Source organism: Bradyrhizobium sp. HKCCYLS3077 (assembly GCF_051167555.1).
GTDB lineage: Bacteria > Pseudomonadota > Alphaproteobacteria > Rhizobiales > Xanthobacteraceae > Bradyrhizobium.
The window spans coordinates 506,341-523,191 of sequence record NZ_JBNPTH010000005.1 but is presented as its reverse complement, the minus strand read 5'-3'; the positions used below and the strand labels follow the sequence as shown (position 1 = coordinate 523,191).

The 16,851-nt window shown below is 66.0% G+C and carries 18 protein-coding genes and 1 tRNA gene; 5 read left to right on the top strand and 14 right to left on the bottom strand.

The window, feature by feature from the left end; all coding sequences use genetic code 11:
* Positions 1–101 precede the first annotated feature (101 nt).
* Together ACQR0Z_RS22805 and ACQR0Z_RS22800 are read left to right on the top strand one after the other, a co-directional pair.
* Complete coding sequence (locus tag ACQR0Z_RS22805) at positions 102–335, top strand: hypothetical protein (protein WP_315729007.1); 234 nt, start codon at positions 102–104, stop codon at positions 333–335.
* Entirely contained in the window at positions 325–1,413 is a 1,089-nt protein-coding gene (locus ACQR0Z_RS22800; protein WP_434920113.1) for a tyrosine-type recombinase/integrase, read from the top strand. The genes ACQR0Z_RS22805 and ACQR0Z_RS22800 overlap by 11 nt, the downstream gene beginning before the upstream one ends.
* A gap of 65 nt (positions 1,414–1,478) precedes the next feature.
* On the opposite strand, the gene ACQR0Z_RS22795 is transcribed toward ACQR0Z_RS22800, so the two are convergent.
* The 7 genes from ACQR0Z_RS22795 to ACQR0Z_RS22765 all read right to left on the bottom strand — a co-directional run bounded on the left by ACQR0Z_RS22795 (position 1,479) and on the right by ACQR0Z_RS22765 (position 6,438).
* Positions 1,479–1,556: transfer RNA gene (locus ACQR0Z_RS22795), tRNA-Pro, on the bottom strand.
* A 215-nt stretch (positions 1,557–1,771) separates the two neighbouring features.
* Positions 1,772–2,320 (bottom strand): MerR family transcriptional regulator, encoded by a 549-nt coding sequence (locus ACQR0Z_RS22790; RefSeq protein WP_434920112.1) that lies wholly within the window; start codon positions 2,318–2,320, stop codon positions 1,772–1,774.
* A 116-nt stretch (positions 2,321–2,436) separates the two neighbouring features.
* Positions 2,437–2,796, bottom strand: a complete 360-nt coding sequence (locus tag ACQR0Z_RS22785; protein WP_434862164.1) for an integration host factor subunit alpha — start codon at positions 2,794–2,796, stop codon at positions 2,437–2,439.
* Positions 2,797–2,920: 124 nt separating this feature from the next.
* On the bottom strand, positions 2,921–3,895 hold the full coding sequence (locus tag ACQR0Z_RS22780; RefSeq protein WP_434920111.1) for a beta-ketoacyl-ACP synthase III: 975 nt from the start codon (positions 3,893–3,895) through the stop codon (positions 2,921–2,923).
* Positions 3,892–4,953: a phosphate acyltransferase PlsX gene (gene plsX / locus ACQR0Z_RS22775; RefSeq protein WP_434920110.1), complete on the bottom strand. Its 1,062-nt coding sequence runs from the start codon at positions 4,951–4,953 to the stop codon at positions 3,892–3,894. The genes ACQR0Z_RS22780 and plsX overlap by 4 nt, the downstream gene beginning before the upstream one ends.
* A 320-nt stretch (positions 4,954–5,273) precedes the next feature.
* Positions 5,274–5,897: a YceD family protein gene (locus ACQR0Z_RS22770; RefSeq protein WP_434920109.1), complete on the bottom strand. Its 624-nt coding sequence runs from the start codon at positions 5,895–5,897 to the stop codon at positions 5,274–5,276.
* Positions 5,898–5,901: 4 nt separating this feature from the next.
* Positions 5,902–6,438, bottom strand: a complete 537-nt coding sequence (locus ACQR0Z_RS22765) for a ubiquinol-cytochrome C chaperone family protein (RefSeq protein WP_434862160.1) — start codon at positions 6,436–6,438, stop codon at positions 5,902–5,904.
* Positions 6,439–6,554: 116 nt separating this feature from the next.
* Here ACQR0Z_RS22765 and ACQR0Z_RS22760 point away from each other — a divergent pair, with 116 nt between their 5' ends.
* The 3 genes from ACQR0Z_RS22760 to ACQR0Z_RS22750 all read left to right on the top strand — a co-directional run bounded on the left by ACQR0Z_RS22760 (position 6,555) and on the right by ACQR0Z_RS22750 (position 9,480).
* A complete protein-coding gene (locus ACQR0Z_RS22760) occupies positions 6,555–7,040 on the top strand; it encodes an outer membrane protein assembly factor BamE (protein WP_434862159.1) in 486 nt (161 codons plus the stop codon).
* Positions 7,041–7,195: 155 nt separating this feature from the next.
* A complete protein-coding gene (locus ACQR0Z_RS22755; RefSeq protein WP_434920108.1) occupies positions 7,196–8,203 on the top strand; it encodes a Bug family tripartite tricarboxylate transporter substrate binding protein in 1,008 nt (335 codons plus the stop codon).
* 194 nt (positions 8,204–8,397) lie between these two features.
* Positions 8,398–9,480, top strand: coding sequence for a DUF2336 domain-containing protein (locus ACQR0Z_RS22750; RefSeq protein ID WP_434920107.1), 1,083 nt, complete (start codon positions 8,398–8,400; stop codon positions 9,478–9,480).
* A gap of 435 nt (positions 9,481–9,915) precedes the next feature.
* Here the strand turns inward: ACQR0Z_RS22750 and ACQR0Z_RS22745 are convergent, their stop codons facing one another.
* From ACQR0Z_RS22745 to nrdR, 7 genes are all read right to left on the bottom strand, one after another.
* Positions 9,916–12,036 carry a sodium-translocating pyrophosphatase gene (locus ACQR0Z_RS22745; RefSeq protein WP_434920106.1) on the bottom strand — a complete coding sequence of 707 codons (2,121 nt, stop codon included), beginning with the start codon at positions 12,034–12,036 and terminating at the stop codon, positions 9,916–9,918.
* Positions 12,037–12,240: 204 nt separating this feature from the next.
* The gene (gene thiL / locus ACQR0Z_RS22740; protein ID WP_434920105.1) at positions 12,241–13,233 is read right to left on the bottom strand and encodes a thiamine-phosphate kinase; all 993 of its coding nucleotides are present in this window, start codon (positions 13,231–13,233) and stop codon (positions 12,241–12,243) included.
* Between the two features lie 185 nt (positions 13,234–13,418).
* Positions 13,419–13,925, bottom strand: a complete 507-nt coding sequence (gene nusB, locus ACQR0Z_RS22735) for a transcription antitermination factor NusB (protein ID WP_434878640.1) — start codon at positions 13,923–13,925, stop codon at positions 13,419–13,421.
* Position 13,926: 1 nt separating this feature from the next.
* Positions 13,927–14,418, bottom strand: coding sequence for a 6,7-dimethyl-8-ribityllumazine synthase (gene ribH, locus ACQR0Z_RS22730; protein WP_434862153.1), 492 nt, complete (start codon positions 14,416–14,418; stop codon positions 13,927–13,929).
* A gap of 185 nt (positions 14,419–14,603) precedes the next feature.
* Positions 14,604–15,212, bottom strand: coding sequence for a riboflavin synthase (locus ACQR0Z_RS22725; protein ID WP_434920104.1), 609 nt, complete (start codon positions 15,210–15,212; stop codon positions 14,604–14,606).
* Positions 15,212–16,363, bottom strand: a complete 1,152-nt coding sequence (ribD, locus tag ACQR0Z_RS22720; protein ID WP_434920103.1) for a bifunctional diaminohydroxyphosphoribosylaminopyrimidine deaminase/5-amino-6-(5-phosphoribosylamino)uracil reductase RibD — start codon at positions 16,361–16,363, stop codon at positions 15,212–15,214. Before ribD ends, ACQR0Z_RS22725 begins: the two co-directional genes overlap by 1 nt.
* Positions 16,360–16,845: a transcriptional regulator NrdR gene (gene nrdR, locus ACQR0Z_RS22715; protein ID WP_006612773.1), complete on the bottom strand. Its 486-nt coding sequence runs from the start codon at positions 16,843–16,845 to the stop codon at positions 16,360–16,362. The genes ribD and nrdR overlap by 4 nt, the downstream gene beginning before the upstream one ends.
* Between the last annotated feature and the right edge of the window lie 6 nt (positions 16,846–16,851).

Genomic DNA, 16,851 nt, shown 5'->3' with positions numbered 1-16,851 from the left:
ATGCCGCGTCATCCGAGTTGGCGAACCCTGGCGTTCGTCGTGCTGTATTTCGCGCTCGCGATCGTTGGTCTTGCGATCGAGTTTTGGACGGAGTCGCGTTGATGCTGACGAAGCGCGGACTGACCAAGCGGGAAGCCGCCGAATATTGCGGCTGTGAGACGTTGGCGGCGTTCGACGGCTGGCGCCAAAAGGGCATCGTGCCTCCGGCGATCCCGGGCACCAATCGATGGGATCGAAAGGCTCTGGATGCCGCTCTTGACCGCGCGTCGGGCCTTGTGACCGACAATCGCGAACTCTCGCCCTATCAGCTCTGGAAGGCGCAGAATGCGGGGTAAGCAAAAACCCTTCAAGCTCAAGGGCATCAAGCGCGTCACGAAGAGGCTCGCGGACGGTTCGGTCAAGGTCTATCTCTATCATCGACCGACTGGCGAGCCGCTCGACCCCAACGATCTGGTTCAGAGCTACGCAGCCGCCGAAAAAAAGGTGATGGTTCGCGGACGGCACACTTTGCTCGCGTTGATCCGACGGTTCGACACCTCGACCTATTTCGACGGCTTATCCGAGACCACCCGCAGGGAATATCACTGGAAGCTGAAGCGCGTTGAAGCCCGTTGGGGATCTTGCCCAATCGATACCTTCAACGATCCTGACGACGCGCTCGAATTCCGGCGAGATGCGCTCGCTTGGCATGACGAGTTGGGCAAGACCTCGCGCCGTTCGGCCGACAACCTCATGGCGACGCTGGCGCGCGTCCTCTCCTTCGCCAAGGAGAACAGCGAGATCAAGCATAACCCGCTCGACACGTTCCGGCGGCTCTACAAGAACGACCGTTCCGAAATGGTCTGGTCGGACGAGCTGCAGCAACGCTTCATCGAGACCGCTCGGCCGGCGATGGTCACAGCCCTCTACCTGGTCCGCAACACCGGCCAACGCGCCGCCGACATCCGGCAATTCCCTTGGGTGAAGTACGACGGCGAGCGCATCGAGGTCCGCCAGAGCAAGACCGGGAAGCTGCTCAAGATCCCCGCGACGCGCGAGCTGAAAGCGCACCTCAACGGCCTGCCGCGCCGCGGCTCCCTGGTGATGCTGACGCCGACCGGGAAGGCGTTCACGAAGCGCTATTTCAACGAATGCTGGCGGGCGGACGCCGACAAGATCGGCGCGGGCGAGCTGAATTTTCACGACCTCCGCGGCACCGCGGCGACACGCCTCGCGGAGGCCGGCGGCACGGCCATGGAGATTGCCTCCGTTCTCGGATGGTCGATCGAGCGGGCACAGAGAATCATCGCCACATACATTGCGCGCAGCGGGGTTCTCGCCGCCAATGCCATTGCCAAGCTCGAACAGCACCGGGACAAGCGGCACAACGAGACGCCCGATCAGAACGTTCGAAGCATAAAAAATGGAAACTGAGCGGAAACCGGCTCGGCCGGAAACCGAGGCCCAGATTTCAACTCGTTGATTTTATGTGAGAAAAATGGTCGGAGCGGCGGGATTCGAACCCACGACCCCTAGTCCCCCAGACTAGTGCGCTAACCGGGCTGCGCCACGCTCCGACGGCCGATCCTGTAGCCGTGATCGGGATGGGATGCAAGGTACGGCGGGTGGGTTTTGCGGGGGTGATGGGGAGAGCGGAGGTTGGGGACCCCCACCCCCGACCCCTCCCCGCAAGGGGGAGGGAGCGCAGCCGACTCGCGGCGCCCGACTCGGATCTGCATTGGCAAATGGATGCCAGGATCGACAGGCCTGTTTTTTGAGGGGCAGCCGCCCCTCAAACCTCCTTCATCGCCCGGTCGAGCAGCGCGCGGCAGTCGAGCAGGTCCTTGAGCACGACTTCGAGCTTTTCGCGTTCCTCCGGCTTCATGCCGGCGCGGGTGGGCGGGCCGACGCGGAAGGTGTCGAGGATGTCGTCCTCGGTGTCGACAAAGCGGAAATCGATGCCCTCCTCCTCTTCATCCTCCGATTCGACCTCGGCCTCGCCGATCGGCTCCTCCTCCATCATCGCCTGGCCGAGGGTTTCCTCGAGCGCGCCGAAGGAGACGGCCGCGGAGGTATCCGCCAGCCCCTGGACCGACTTGACGCCGTACTCCTTTAGGATGCGCTGCACGCCCTTGATCGTGTAGCCTTCGCTGTAGAGCAGACGGCGGATGCCCTTGAGCAAATCCACGTCGTCGGGCCGGTAATAGCGCCGGCCCCCGCTTCGCTTCATCGGCTTGATCTGGGCGAACCGGGTCTCCCAAAACCGCAGCACGTGCTGCGGGATGTCGAGCTCCTGCGCGACCTCGCTGATCGTCCGAAACGCATCCGGCGCCTTGTCCAAATGCCCGTTCCCCTTCGATCGTGCTGACAAGATATGACGCTAGGCTACGCTGACAATGAGACTGATCCGGCCGACCGCTCGGGTCAGGCCACGCTTTCGGCCGCGATCGTCCGCGGCTACTCGGTCTCGGCAGAAAGCTCCGAGGGAGCCGCCTCGCCGTTCATCTTGCCGTTGGACTGCTGGCCGTTGATGCGCTGCTTCAGGATCGCGGACGGCTTGAACACCATCACCCGCCGCGGCGAGATCGGCACCTCGGTGCCGGTCTTGGGATTGCGTCCGATGCGCTGACCCTTCTTGCGCACCATGAACGACCCGAATGACGACAGCTTGACCGTCTCGCCCCGCTCGAGACAATCGGTGATCTCCTTCAAGACCAGCTCGACGAAGGCGGACGACTCCGTCCGCGACAGGCCCACCTTCTGGTAGACTGCCTCGCACAGATCGACGCGTGTGACTGTTTTTCCGGTTCCCGCCATCGCCTGCCCCAAACTCTCGGCGAATAATTCGGCCCGGAAATTAAGAGGTTAAGCCGCCTTGGTCAACAGCAGCGTGAAGCCAAGTGTGGCGGTTAAGTCGATAAAATCCCGCCCTGCGGCAAGCTTACCAGCGCACCAGGGCCGAGCCCCAGGTGAAGCCGCCGCCCATCGCCTCCAGGAGAACGAGGTCGCCCTTCTTGATCCGGCCGTCCTTGACCGCCACGTCGAGCGCCAGCGGGATCGAGGCAGCCGAGGTATTGCCGTGCCGGTCGACCGTCAGCACCACCTTTTCAGGCGCGATGTGCAGCTTATGCGCGGAGGCGTCGATGATTCGCTTGTTGGCCTGGTGCGGCACGAACCAGTCGATGGTCTGGGCGGACTGGCCGGTGGCCTCAAAGGCGTCGACGATGACGTCGGTGATCATGCCGACGGCGTGCTTGAACACCTCGCGGCCTTCCATGCGCAGATGGCCCACCGTCTGGGTCGAGGACGGACCGCCATCGACATAGAGCTTGGCCTTGTGGCGGCCGTCCGAGCGCAAATGTGTGGTCAGCACGCCGCGATCCGCTGACGTGCCGTCCTGCTTCTGCGCATCCAGCACCAGCGCGCCGGCGCCGTCGCCGAACAGCACGCAGGTGGTGCGGTCGTTCCAGTCGAGGATGCGCGAGAAGGTCTCGGCGCCGATCACCAGCGCCCGCTTGAACGCACCGCTGCGCAGGAAATTGTCGGCGGTCGCGAGCGCAAAGACGAAGCCGGAGCACACCGCCTGCAGGTCGAACGCTGCACCATGATGGATGCCGAGACCGTTCTGCACGGCAACGGCCGTGGCGGGAAAGGTGTTGTCCGGCGTCGAGGTGCCCAGCACGATCAGGTCGATCGACTGTGGATCGACATCGGCGGCGGCAAGCGCGGCACGCGCGGCATTGATCGCGAGGTGAGAGGTGAATTCGCCGTCGGCTGCGACATGGCGCTCCCGGATCCCGGTGCGCTGAACGATCCATTCGTCCGAGGTCTCGATGCGGCTTGCCAACTCGGCATTGGTCACGACCCGCTGCGGAAGATAGGAGCCACAGCCGAGCACGACCGAACGTATTGTCACGAGACAGCCTCCTGGGCGACGGGTGCGGACGCGAGAGCGCCGCCGTCGCGATTGAGTGTTTGATTGATCTTGGTCAGGAGATCGCAGCGGGCCATCTCATAGCCAACCCTGACGGCCGAGGCAAAGCCCTCGGCATCGGTTCCACCATGGCTCTTGACGACGATGCCCTTGAGCCCGAGCACCACGCTGCCGTTGGAGCGGCGCGGATCGAGCCGGGCGCGCAGCGCGGCGAAGGCGCCGCGGGCGAACAGATAGCCGATCCGGGCCATGGCGCTGGCCTGGATCGCGCCGCGCAGGAATTCGGTGACTTGGCGCGCCGTGCCCTCGGCGGCCTTCAGCGCGATATTGCCGCTGAAACCTTCGGTGACGACCACGTCGGCTGCGCCCTTGCCGATGCCGTCGCCCTCGACGAAGCCGATATAGTCGAGCTGCGGCAGGTTCATCGCGCGTAATTGCTCGGCCGCCTCGCGGATCTCCTCATGGCCCTTCATCTCCTCGACGCCGATATTGAGGAGGCCGACGGTCGGTTTCGGCTTGTTGAACAGCACGCTCGCCAGCGCGCTGCCCATCACCGAGAGCGCGACGAGGTGGTGCGCATCGCCGCCGATGGTCGCGCCGAGGTCGAGCACGACCGATTCGCCGCGCGTGGTCGGCCAGATCGCCGCCAGGGCCGGACGGTCGATGCCCTCCAGCGTGCGCAGGCAGAAGCGGGCCATCGCCACCAGCGCGCCGGTGTTGCCGGCGGAGACCGCGACGTCGGCCTCGCCCTTCTTGACGGCTTCGATGGCGAGCCACATCGACGAGGTCTTGCGGCCCCGCCGCAGCGCCTGGCTCGGCTTGTCCTCCATGCTGATGGCGACATCGGTGTGAATGACGCGCGACACCGCCTTCAGGCGCGGATGCCGGTCGAGTTCGGCCGCGATCTTGGCGCTGTCGCCGAACAGCAGGAATTCGGTGTCCGGATGGCGGCTCAGCGCGATCGCGGCTCCGGGGATGACGACGGCCGCGCCGAAATCCCCGCCCATGGCGTCCAGCGCGATTCGAACCTTTTGAGGCATGACGTCCCGGAAACCTGATCTCGAGCTTGATCTCGTCTTGGCCGCGTCTCGTTCGGCCGTGTTGGCGGTCGTTCTTGGTGGCACTGCGCGGCCAGGGAACGGGCCCGAGGCCGGCAGCGCGGTTTGTCGCACCCCGGCCCGGCGCGACAATAGCGTCTCTCCGTGTCGAAACAACCTCCCGGGCGCGTGGCATTTTGCAACCGCGCGACCTGGCGGAGGTCGTGAGGCCGACGGTGTTCCCTATCGAAATCAGTCACTTGAAGCGATTTCGGAAGGCTTTGTGGCAGCGCGGGCGCGTGGCCGGCCTGCACATTCGGACATCAATCCTCATCCGTTTTCTTCGCGGGCGTGCCGATCGGCGTTGCTCCCGCTGGCGTTTTCAACGCCTTCAGCGCCGCGAAGGGGTGGTCCTCCGGGGCGACGGCCGTGGCCGGCGGCTCGAACATGGCGCCCGGCTTGCGCGGATAGGGATCGATCCCGAGGAACAGCGCGTCGGCGGCGAGCCGGCCGAGGTCAATCTGGCCGCCCACGATCGGCTCCGGCGGGTCGGCGGTGTCGACCTCGCTGTTCGAATCGTCCTCGACGAAATCCGCGAGCTCCGGAATCTGGTCCGGCGGCGCGAACATCTGGTCGATCGGCTCGTCGATCTCGGTCTCGATCGGATCTAGCGTGACCACGCAGGTCTGGCCGATACGAGCGCGCACCCGCCCCTCGACATGCACCTTGCCATCGCGCTTCTGCTTCACGTCGAACGAGGCATGCGCCGACAGCACCTCGCGCAGTTCGCCGATCTCGGCCAGCGCACGCCGGGTGGCCGCGTCGGCCTCGATCTCGCGATGCAGCCCGGCGTCCGGGATCTGCGCCACGATCACGGGCGGCGCCCGCCACGGATCCTTCGAGGGATCTCGTCCCGGCTCGCGGGATGCGTCTCTGTCTCTGCTCATGTCGTCAGTCCTGCTGAACCGGTCGCGGGAAGCGCCAGGCCGCGCCGAGCAGCTTGGCGTCGTCGAGGCCAGCGAGCTGTGCTGCGACCCGGCCCGCATAGGCGGCAAGCCCTGCCGCGCTGTCCGGATGGTCTCCGTTCAAGATATTCTTCTGCAGCGCCTCCGCCAGCCGGGCCTCGCTCTCGGACCAGGCCAAGTCATAGGCGGCGGTGCGGCCATAAAATGCCTCGCCGAACTTCTGCATGCGCTTGGGCACGGTGAGGTCGCCGACCCCCATCTCGCGCAGATTGTCGTCCATGTCGTCGCAGAACCGGTCGAACAGCGCCTGCGACAGCTCGGTCCCCACCCCGCGCAGCCTGCGGAGCACCAGCCAGAGGTGCAGAATCAGCAGATCGAGCCGCCCATCGACCGTGTCGGGGACATTTAAGTGCCTATAAAACAACGGCTCTCGGGTTTGCGCCACGATCATGCCATAGATCGGCTCGATGGTCCCGCGCGGGGACGGTCCGGACTTCCTGAAACGGTTGAATGGCCAGAGCATGAGGATTCCGCGGCTGAGAGTTCCGAGCTTGCTCGGGGGCATGTTGCAATCCGCGACTTTGCCCGGTACGTCAACGCCCTGCCCGACGCAAGGGGACGGGATCCGATCTTAAGAAGATGACCCAGACAATGCGAACGACTGCCCGCCTGCTCTCCCGCGGCCTGAGCCCCCGTCTGCGCACCCGTGCGCTCACTCTTGGCGCGATCGCGCTGATGGGCCTGGCGCTCGCCGCCTGCACGGGCGAGCAGTTCCAGAAGGGCTACATCATGCCGCCCGGCGCGCTCGAGCAGATCCCGATCGGGGCGAGCCAGGACCAGGTGCTGATCGTGATGGGCACGCCCTCGACCGTCGCGACGCTCGATGGCGAAGTGTTCTATTACATCTCGCAGCGCGCCGAACGCCCGGTCGCCTTCATGAACCAGAAGGTCGTCGATCAGCGCGTCATCGCGATCTATTTCGACAAGAACCGCCAGGTCCGCCGCCTCGCCAATTACGGCATGAAGGACGGCAAGATCTTCGACTTCGTCAGCCGCACCACGCCGACCTCCGGCCAGGAGCTCAGCTACCTGACGCCGCTGTTCAAGCTGCTCAGCTTCAACTGATCGACCTGATCGCCGCGTCCCGGAATATGATTCCGGGGCACGGCAGGAAGTGCCGCTGCTGCGCTGATTGGCGCAGCCGATGTCGCATGCCTGCGCTTGCTCTGGCGGCGCAATCGTCCCTACCCTCCCGCAAAACAGAAGCCCGGGAGGAATCATTGACCCATCGCATCGCGCTGTCGCGCCGCAAGCTATTGTCCGGCGCCGCCGCGCTCTCGGCCGCCGCCCTTCTGCCGCGCACGAGCCTCGCCGACTGGCGACCCACCGAGACCGTGAAGCTGATCGTGCCGGCCGCGCCGGGCGGCAGCACCGACGTGATGGGCCGCCTGCTGGCCGCGCATCTGCAGACCGCGTGGGGACAATCGGCCGTGGTCGAGAATCGCTCGGGCGGCGGCGGGACGATCGGCACCGCCGAGGTCGCGCGCAACACCAAGGGCGACGGCTACACGATCCTGATCGGCAATCCCGGACCCAACGCGATCGCCTATTCGATCTTCCGCAACCTCGCCTACAAGCCGGATCAGCTGCAGGCGGTGTCGAACATGATCCGCATCCCCAACATCGTCTCCGCGCATCCCTCGACCGGGATCAAATCGATTCCCGAGCTGATCGCCTATCTCAAGGCCAATCCGGACAAGCTGAACTACGGCTCGTCCGGCGTCGGCCAGAGCCCGCATCTCACCGGCGCCTGGTTCCTCCAGCTCACCGGCCTGAAGATGACGCACATTCCGTTCCGCGGCGCCGGGCCTGCGTTGCAGGCGGCGCTTGCAGGCGACATCCAAATTCTGTTCGACAATCTGTTTCCGTCGCTGCCGCAGATCCAGGACGGCAAGCTGACCGGGCTGTGCGTGACCACGCCGGAACGCAGCGCCAATGCGCCCGAGCTGCCAACCATGCGCGAGAGCGCGCCGGAGCTCGCCAAATTCGACGTCTCGTCCTGGTTCGGCGTGTTCCTGCCCAAGGCCTGCCCGCCAGAGATCGTCAATGCCCTCAATTTGCAGGTCAAGGCGCTGCTGGAGCGCGAGGACATCCGCAAGAATATCGCGGCGATGGGCGCACGAGGCGATTACGGCACACCGCAGCAGTTCGGCGAGTTCGTGCAGGCCGAGACCGCGAAATTCGCCTCGATCATCCAGAAGGAAGGGCTGCAGATGGATGTGCAGTGATGCCGGCCCCGAAGAGTATAAAGGTAAGGCGCGTGGTGTAACGGCACCTTAAGCGAGATGATGCGATAGATGGTCGCCGCGTGTCTTTGATCTGGTTTTGAGATACCGTCAGCGGATGCCGGATCGCCCCCCCTGGAGGCCGATCCGATCCCCGGTGGGCAGGCCACGGCGACATCCATCGCATGAGCCGCGCCTTGCCTAACAAAGTCCTGCATCAGCTCGAAGACATCCTCGCCAGCCGCTACGTGTCGCGGCGCTCGGAGATCATCGACCGCGTCACCGACCTGTTCGTGGTGGGCTCCGGCAAATTCACCGAAGAGCATGTCGACCTGTTCGACCACGTGCTGTTCAAGCTGCTCGACAACGTCGCCGTCGCCGCACGGGCGCAGCTCGGCAGCCGCCTTGCGGCGCTGCCCGATGCGCCGCCGCGCCTGATCAATTTACTGGCCAGCGACGAGACGATTGCGGTCGCCGGGCCCGTGCTGCGCCAGAGCGACCGGCTCGACGAGCAGACGCTGGTCGCCACCGCGCAGAGAAGCAGTCAGGAACATCTGCTGGCGATCTCAGGCCGCAAGATCCTGACCGAGGCGGTTACCGACGTGTTGGTCGATCGCGGCGACCAGGCCGTGGTGTCGAACACCGCCAACAATGATGGCGCCCGCTTCTCCGATCACGGTTTCTCCGGCCTGGTGGCGAAGGCCTCCGACGATCCGGGGCTGGCGATGAAGCTGTGGAGCCGCCCCGACAGTCCGCGCGAAGTGCTGGTACGGCTGTTCGTCGAAGCCTCGGATGCCGTCCGCAATCAACTCGCGTCGGCTGACAGCGCCCGCGCAGAAATCGTCGAGCTCGCGGTCGCCCAGGCGTCCGGCCATCTGCAGGCCGCGGCGCGAACGCGCTCGACCGATTTCGCGAACGCCAAGGCCTATGTCGAGCAATTGCATGCCACCGGCCAGCTGCACGAGGCGCAACTGCACGGCTTCGCCAAGGAAGGCAGCTTCGACAAGGTCACCCTGGCGCTGTCCCTGATGTGCAAGCTGCCGCTCGACGTCGTCGAACGCGCCTTCGCGCGCAAGCAGCCGGATCAGTTGCTGGTGCTCGCCAAGGCGCCCGATCTGTCCTGGGTCACCACGACGACCTTGCTGTTCATGCAGGCCCATGTCAGCGGCAGCGCGCGCCCGCAGCTTGACCAGCACCTGGCGAGCTTCACGGCGATGCAGCCGCGCATGGCGCAGAGCATGTTGCAGAACTATCGGGTGCGGCAGAACGCGGCGGAGTAGGACGCCTCATCGGCGGACGTTTTTGCAAAGACGCCACCTCTGCAACGTCATCCCGAACTTGGCTCCGCGCCCTCTCCTCCTCGTCGTTCCGGGGCGTGCTTGACGGCGAAATGGCGCAGCCATTTTGTCGGCAGGCACGAGCCCGGAACCCATCGCCACCACCGGTCATGGCAAGGCTCGGATATGCGTGGCGCTCGTCTTCAACTCACGGCGGCCTGGGGTTATGGATTCCGGGCTCATTCGCGCTGCTTCAAAATGGCTGCGCCATTTTGCGCGCGAATGCCCCGGAATGACGGCGCGGAAAGGGTCACGTCGCCAAGGTAGGCACCAGCTGCGCTCTGTCCCGTTTCAGCCGACGCCACGTGCATCAGCCAGAAATCAAAAACCCCGCGGCTCGCACCGCGGGGTCTTTAGTTGTCGGCACCGTTCTGCTGTTCAGTGCGCCAGGATCGCCAGCAGCAGCAGGGCGACGATGTTGGTGATCTTGATCATCGGGTTCACGGCGGGGCCCGCCGTGTCCTTGTAGGGATCGCCGACGGTGTCACCGGTGACCGCCGACTTGTGGGCGTCCGAGCCCTTGCCGCCGAAATGGCCGTCCTCGATGTACTTCTTGGCGTTGTCCCAGGCGCCGCCGCCCGAAGTCATCGAGATCGCGACGAACAGGCCCGTGACGATGACGCCGAGCAGCATGGCGCCGACGGCCGAGAACGCCGCCGACTTGCCGGCCGCGCCGCCGCCCGCGATCGCGTAGATCAGGAAGTAGACGACGATCGGTGACAGCACCGGCAGCAGCGAGGGGATGATCATCTCCTTGATCGCCGCCTTGGTGAGCAGGTCGACCGCCTTGCCGTAGTCCGGCTTGTCGGTGCCCTGCATGATGCCCGGCTTCTCGCGGAACTGACGGCGCACTTCCTCCACGATCGCGCCGGCGGCGCGGCCGACGGCGGTCATGCCCATCGCGCCGAACAGATACGGCAGCAGGCCGCCGAACAGCAGGCCGACCACGACGTAAGGGTTGTTCAGCGAGAAGTCCGGCTTGATGCCCGCGAAGTACGGATGCTTGGCGGAGTCGGCGATGAAGAACTGCAGGTCCTGGTTATAGGCCGCGAACAGCACCAGCGCGCCGAGACCGGCGGAGCCGATCGCGTAGCCCTTGGTGACGGCCTTGGTGGTATTGCCGACCGCGTCGAGCGCGTCGGTCGACTTGCGGACCTCCTTGGGCAGACCGGCCATCTCGGCGATGCCGCCGGCGTTGTCGGTGACCGGGCCGAAGGCGTCGAGAGCGACGATCATGCCGGCCAGCGCCAGCATCGTCGTGGTCGCGATCGCGATGCCGAACAGGCCGGCGAGGCTGTAGGTGACCAGGATGCCGGCGATGATCACGAGCGCGGGCAGCGCGGTCGCTTCCATCGAGATGGCGAGACCCTGGATGACGTTGGTGCCGTGACCGGTGACCGAGGCCGCCGCGATCGACTTGACCGGGCGGAAGTCGGTGCCGGTGTAGTACTCGGTGATCCAGATGATCAGGCCGGTCACGACGAGACCGACGACGCCGCAGACGAACAGCGCCGTGCCGGTGTAGTCGACGCCGTCGAGCTTGCCGAAGCCGATCAGCCAGACAATCGCGATGGCGAGGCCGGCGAGCGACAGCACGCCGGTCGCGATCAGGCCCTTGTACAGCGCGCCCATGATCGACTGGCTGGCGCCGAGCTTGACGAAGAAGGTGCCGGCGATCGAGGTGATGATGCAGATGCCGCCGATGGCGAGCGGCAGGGTCATCATGTTGGTCAGCAGCGACGATTTGGCGAAGAAGATCGCGGCCAGCACCATGGTGGCGACGGCGGTCACCGCATAGGTCTCGAACAGGTCCGCGGCCATGCCGGCGCAGTCACCGACATTGTCGCCGACGTTGTCGGCGATGGTCGCGGGGTTGCGCGGATCATCCTCGGGAATGCCGGCTTCGACCTTGCCGACGAGGTCACCGCCGACGTCGGCGCCCTTGGTGAAGATGCCGCCGCCGAGACGGGCGAAGATCGAGATCAGCGAGGCGCCGAAGCCGAGCGCGACCAGCGCGTCGATCACGGTGCGGCTGTCGGGCGCGAGCTTCATGAAGCCGGTGAGGATTCCGAAGTAGATGGTGACGCCGAGCAGCGCCAGACCCGCCACCAGCAGACCGGTGATGGCGCCGGCCTTGAAAGCGAGCTCGAGACCGCCGGCAAGCGAGGTGGTCGCCGCCTGCGCGGTGCGCACGTTGGCGCGCACAGAGACGTTCATGCCGATGAAGCCGGCGGCGCCGGAGAGGATCGCGCCGATCGCAAAGCCGACGGCGACGAGCATGCCGAGGAAATAAGCAAGGAGCACGAAGATCACGACGCCGACGATTCCGATCGTCGTGTATTGGCGGCGAAGATAGGCCTGTGCGCCTTCGGCCACGGCCGCCGCGATTTCCTGCATGCGCGCATTGCCGGCGTCGGCGCTGAGCACAGATTGCGTGGCCCAGATCGCATAGACGATCGACAGCGCTCCGCAGAGCACGATCACCCATAAAGCTGACATTTAGTTTCCTCGGCTCTTTGCTTTTTTGAACTACGTCACGCCGCGATGGTGCGACGCACGCCCCCTTGTCAGGCCGCTCCGGGCGGAGCCGCCTCGAACGCGGTGAAGCTTGCCAAAATCGCCATGATGACGCAACGCCGCGACGCCTGAACCGCTCCAAATTCAGACGCTTCTTTGGTCGCACTGTGCGGTTGCGAATAGGTGTCAGAAGTGGCTGTAGGACAGCCGTTGCAAGCTGACTGGACGGCCCTGCGCGTCAAGGAAGCGCGGCGCTTGCGGGCCCTCGACAATGGCGCCGATGTCGGCGACGGCGATGCCGGCGGTGTTGGCTGCAGCGCGGTAGGCGTCGCATTGCGCTGCGGGAACAGTGCAGAGGATCTCGTAGTCGTCGCCGCCGGAGATCAGGGTTTCCAGTTGGACTGATTGCGCAGCAACAAGCCGTGCGGCTGCTGATGAGATCGGAACATGTGACAGGGCGATGTCGGCGCTGACGGACGAGGCAGCACAAAGCTTGGTCAGGTCGCCGGCAAGGCCATCGGAGACGTCCATTGACGCCGTCGCATAGTCTCGAACGGCCGCCGCCAGCGCGGTGCGCGGCTGCGGCACGCGATAACGGCTGATCAGCATGTCCCGCGCGGCGGGATCGGCATCCAGCGCGGCCACCCCTGCTCTGCCCTGAAGAATGCGCAGGCCGAGCGCGGCGTCACCGATCGTGCCGGTGACCATGACCCTATCGCCCGGCCGAGCCCCGAAGCGATGCACCATGCGGTCCTTGGGCACGCGACCCCACGCCGTGACCGAGATCATGACGGGTCCGGGCGTCGACACGGTGTCACCGCCGAGCAGCGGGCAACCGAACGCGGCCGCATCCTCGCCGAGGCCGCGGGCGAAGGCGGCGAGCCAGGCTTCGTCCTTCTGCCGCAGCGCCAGTGTCAGCAGGAAGCCGGCGGGGGCCGCGCCCTTGGCGGCGAGATCGGACAGGTTCACCCGCAGCGCCTTGCGCGCGATGGTGTCGGGTGGATCGTCGGAGAGATAGTGAACCCCTTCGACGATCGCGTCGGTGTTGACGACGAGGTCGTCAGCGCCAGCCGGGATGGCGGCGGCGTCATCGACGAGGCCGAAAGCGCCGGGATCGGTGGCCAGCGGCTTGAAGTAGCGGGCGATCAGCGAGTCTTCACCGGAGGGCGCTTGGGTCATTGGCGCCCACTCCATCCGCCGTTGTCATCGCCCGGCTCGACCGGGCGATCCAGTACGCCGCGGCCTCTCCGTATCCTCGAGGCGTCTCTGGAATACTGGATCACCCGCTTTCGCGGGTGATGACAGCGGAGTGAACACGCTGGCAGGGTGCCGGTCCGCAAAACTGTTGCGCCGGCCCGCCTCACCTACTTCGGCCCCATCTCGTCGCCGCGATACTGCCGGGCGAGCTGCTCCAGCACGGCGTTGACCATGCCGGTCTCGTCGCGCTCGACGAAGGCGTGGGCGATGTCGACATATTCGGACACGACGACCTTGGCCGGCACGTCCTTGCGCCGCTCCAGCTCATAGGCGCCGGCGCGCAGCACGGCACGCAGGATGGCGTCGATCCGCTGCAGCGGCCAGCCCCGCTCCAGCGCGGTGTCCAGCACAGGGTCGAGCTTGGTCTGGTCGCGCACGACGCCAGAGACGATGTCGCGGAAGAAGGCGGCTTCGGCTGGCAGATACTGCTCGCCCTCGACCTCGTTGCCGAGCCAATGACTCTCGAACTCCGCGAGGACGTCATTGATGCCGGCGCCGGCAATGTCCATCTGGTACAGCGCCTGGACGGCGGCGAGCCGGGCGGCGCCGCGGCGGTTGGCCTTGCGGTCGGAGTTGGCGCGGATCGGGCCCCTGAAGGGTTTGTTCTCCGCCATCTCAGCCTCGCGACAGACGGCGTTTGATGCGCAGCACGGCGAGCGCGGCGCGGGCGGCATCGCCGCCCTTGTTCATCTCCGAGACGCGAGCGCGCGCCCAGGCCTGGTCCTCATTGTTCACCGTGAGGATGCCGTTGCCGAGCGGCAGGCCGCGCGCCACCGACAGGTCCATCAGCGCCCGCGACGACTCCTGCGAGACGATCTCGAAATGGATGGTGTCGCCGCGGATCACGCAGCCGAGCGCGATCGCGAGATCATAGGGCTTGCCGTTCTTCGCGGCCGCGTCCAGCGCGATCGCAATGGTTGCTGGGATCTCGAGCGAGCCGGTGACGGTGAGGACGTCATAGCTCACACCGGCCGCTTTCAGCTCGGCGGTAGCGCCCTCCAGCATGGCGTCCTGGATGTCGTCGTAGAAGCGCGCTTCCACGATCAGCGCCCGGGCGCCGGTGATGTCGGTCTGGTCTTTCAGCGGCGCGCGCCGTGCGTCTGCCATGGTTCTGTTTCCATTGTCTTCAAGCTGCCTCACCCCTCAAGGGAGCGGCCACTCGGCCGCGTCGCGAAGGGCAAGATGAAATCAACTCATGCTGCGAACCGGCGCAGCAGCGCCGTCTCGCCATGAGGGCTGGCCTTGTAGGCGCGAGCGCCGACAAAGCCAAGACGGAAAGCCTCGGCTCGAGGCTACTTCATTTCCGTGAGGCGTGCCGCATAGCGCGCCATCAGGTCGACCTCGATATTGACCTCGCTGCCCGTATGCCAGGATGACAGCGTGGTCACTGCAAGCGTATGCGGAATGATCAGGACCGAAAAGGTCAGCTCGTCCACGGTGTTGATCGTGAGCGAGACGCCATCGAGGGTGATCGAGCCCTTGGTGGCGATGAAGCGCGCCAGCTCGCGGCTCGTCTTGAACACGAAGCGCGCCATGTCCGGCAGGTTCTCACGGCTGACGATGGTGGCGATGCCGTCGACATGGCCGGAGACGATATGTCCGCCGAGCTCGTCGCCGATCTTCAGCGCCCGCTCGAGATTGAGCCTGGTCCCGACGCGCCAATGCTTGGCGGTGGTCAGCGCCAGCGTCTCCGCGGCGGCGTCGACCTCGAACCAGGTCTTCCCGTCGGCTGTGCCGGACTGCACAACGGTGAGGCAGACGCCGTTGTTGGCGATCGACGCGCCATCGGCGATCGTGGACTGGTCGTAGCTGCAGGCGATGCGCAGCCGGTGCAGCTTGCCCTCGGTCCGCGGCGTCAGGCTGACGATCTCGCCGATGTCGGTGACGATGCCGGTGAACATTACACGCGCTCGTAAATCGTGAGGATGTCGGGATCGAGCGTCTCGCTAGCACGAACGCGATAGGCGGGCGACTGCGTGATTGCGGTCAGCGGCAATGCGTCCAGCGCAGCAATGCCGTCGGCGCCGATCTCGCTGGGTCCGCGCAAGAGCCAGATTTCATCGACCAGGCCGCTTTGCATGAAAGAAGATGCTACGCGGCTGCCGCCTTCGATCATCAGGCGGGTGATCCCCTTCTCCGCAAGCGCTTTGACCACGGCCGGCGGCTCCAGCGCGGAAGGGTCGGCCTGCGGCGGCACACGGATCACCTGGGCACCGGCGGCGCCCAGCCTTGTCGCCGTCGCAGGCTCCGCCACCTCGGAGGCGACGAGCCAGAGCGGCGTGGTCCGCGCGGACTGCATCAGGCGGCTATTGGCCGGAAGCCGCAGCATCGGGTCGAGCACGACGCGGACGGGCGAGCGCGGCTCCATGCCCGGCAGGCGGCAGGTCAGCAGCGGATCGTCGGCGATCGCGGTGCGCACCCCGATCAGAATCGCGTCGCTCTGCGCGCGCAACAGATGCACCCGCGTCCGCGCCGTCTCGCCGGTAATCGCGACCGGCTTGTTGCCAGCGGCGGCGATCTTGTCGTCCGCCGAGACGGCCAGCTTGAGGATGACGTGCGGCCGAGCATCGCGGATGCGGCGGAAATGTCCGGCATGGTCGCGCTTGGCGTCCGCCGAACAGAGGCCGACCTCGACCTGAATGCCGGCAGCACGCAGCTTGGCGTGCCCCTGCCCCGCGACTTCCGGATTGGGATCCTCGATCGCCGAGACAACGCGACTGATGCCGGCGGCGATCACCGCATCGACACAGGGCGGCGACTTGCCGAAATGCGAGCACGGCTCCAACGTCACGTAGAGCGTGGCACCCTTGGCGGCCTCACCGGCGCGCCGGAGCGCCTCCGGCTCGGCATGCGGCCGCCCGCCGGGCTGCGTCCAGCCGCGGCCGACGATCACGCCATCCTTGACAACAACAGCGCCGACGGCCGGGTTCGGCCATGTCCGCCCCTGCCCGCGACGTCCGAGCGTCAGCGCCAGCTGCATGTAGCGGCGGTCGGCGTCCTTCTGCGCCTTCAACTTCTCACCGACCTGATCGACCAGCACCCGGAAGATCATTTGCGGACCGGCGCCAGCCGCGGGGCCTCGTCTTCCGCCGAGAGCTCGCCGAGCACGGCCTCGAAGTCCTTGGCCTCGCGGAAATTGCGATAGACCGAGGCGAAGCGGACATAGGCAACGTCGTCGAGGTCGCGCAGATGCTCCATCACGATCTCGCCGATCGCCTCCGAGGACACTTCCGACTCGCCGCCGCTCTCGAGCTCGCGCACGATCGCCGACACCATCTTCTCGACGCGCTCCGGATCGACCGAGCGCTTGCGCAAGGAGATCTGCACCGAGCGCATCAGCTTGTCGCGGTCGAACGGCACGCGGCGGCCGTTGCGCTTGATGACGGTCAGTTCGCGCAGCTGCACCCGCTCGAAGGTCGTGAAGCGGAAGTTGCAGGTGACGCAGACCCGCCGCCGCCGGATCACCGAGGAATCCTCGGTGGGACGGGAGTCCTTCACCTGCGTATCGAGGCTGTTGCAGCTCGGGCAGCGCATGTCGCC

What these genes read in the sequence shown, in the direction of transcription:
- ACQR0Z_RS22805 (WP_315729007.1), top strand. Translation starts at nt 102, where the DNA reads ATGCTGACGAAGCGCGGACTGACCAAGCGGGAAGCCGCCGAATATTGC.
- ACQR0Z_RS22800 (WP_434920113.1), top strand. Translation starts at nt 325, where the DNA reads ATGCGGGGTAAGCAAAAACCCTTCAAGCTCAAGGGCATCAAGCGCGTC.
- ACQR0Z_RS22785 (WP_434862164.1), bottom strand. Translation starts at nt 2,796, where the DNA reads ATGGCGGGAACCGGAAAAACAGTCACACGCGTCGATCTGTGCGAGGCA.
- plsX (WP_434920110.1), bottom strand. Translation starts at nt 4,953, where the DNA reads ATGCCTCAAAAGGTTCGAATCGCGCTGGACGCCATGGGCGGGGATTTC.
- ACQR0Z_RS22770 (WP_434920109.1), bottom strand. Translation starts at nt 5,897, where the DNA reads ATGAGCAGAGACAGAGACGCATCCCGCGAGCCGGGACGAGATCCCTCG.
- ACQR0Z_RS22765 (WP_434862160.1), bottom strand. Translation starts at nt 6,438, where the DNA reads ATGCTCTGGCCATTCAACCGTTTCAGGAAGTCCGGACCGTCCCCGCGC.
- ACQR0Z_RS22760 (WP_434862159.1), top strand. Translation starts at nt 6,555, where the DNA reads ATGACCCAGACAATGCGAACGACTGCCCGCCTGCTCTCCCGCGGCCTG.
- ACQR0Z_RS22745 (WP_434920106.1), bottom strand. Translation starts at nt 12,036, where the DNA reads ATGTCAGCTTTATGGGTGATCGTGCTCTGCGGAGCGCTGTCGATCGTC.
- thiL (WP_434920105.1), bottom strand. Translation starts at nt 13,233, where the DNA reads ATGACCCAAGCGCCCTCCGGTGAAGACTCGCTGATCGCCCGCTACTTC.
- nusB (WP_434878640.1), bottom strand. Translation starts at nt 13,925, where the DNA reads ATGGCGGAGAACAAACCCTTCAGGGGCCCGATCCGCGCCAACTCCGAC.
- ribH (WP_434862153.1), bottom strand. Translation starts at nt 14,418, where the DNA reads ATGGCAGACGCACGGCGCGCGCCGCTGAAAGACCAGACCGACATCACC.
- ACQR0Z_RS22725 (WP_434920104.1), bottom strand. Translation starts at nt 15,212, where the DNA reads ATGTTCACCGGCATCGTCACCGACATCGGCGAGATCGTCAGCCTGACG.
- ribD (WP_434920103.1), bottom strand. Translation starts at nt 16,363, where the DNA reads ATGATCTTCCGGGTGCTGGTCGATCAGGTCGGTGAGAAGTTGAAGGCG.
- nrdR (WP_006612773.1), bottom strand. Translation starts at nt 16,845, where the DNA reads ATGCGCTGCCCGAGCTGCAACAGCCTCGATACGCAGGTGAAGGACTCC.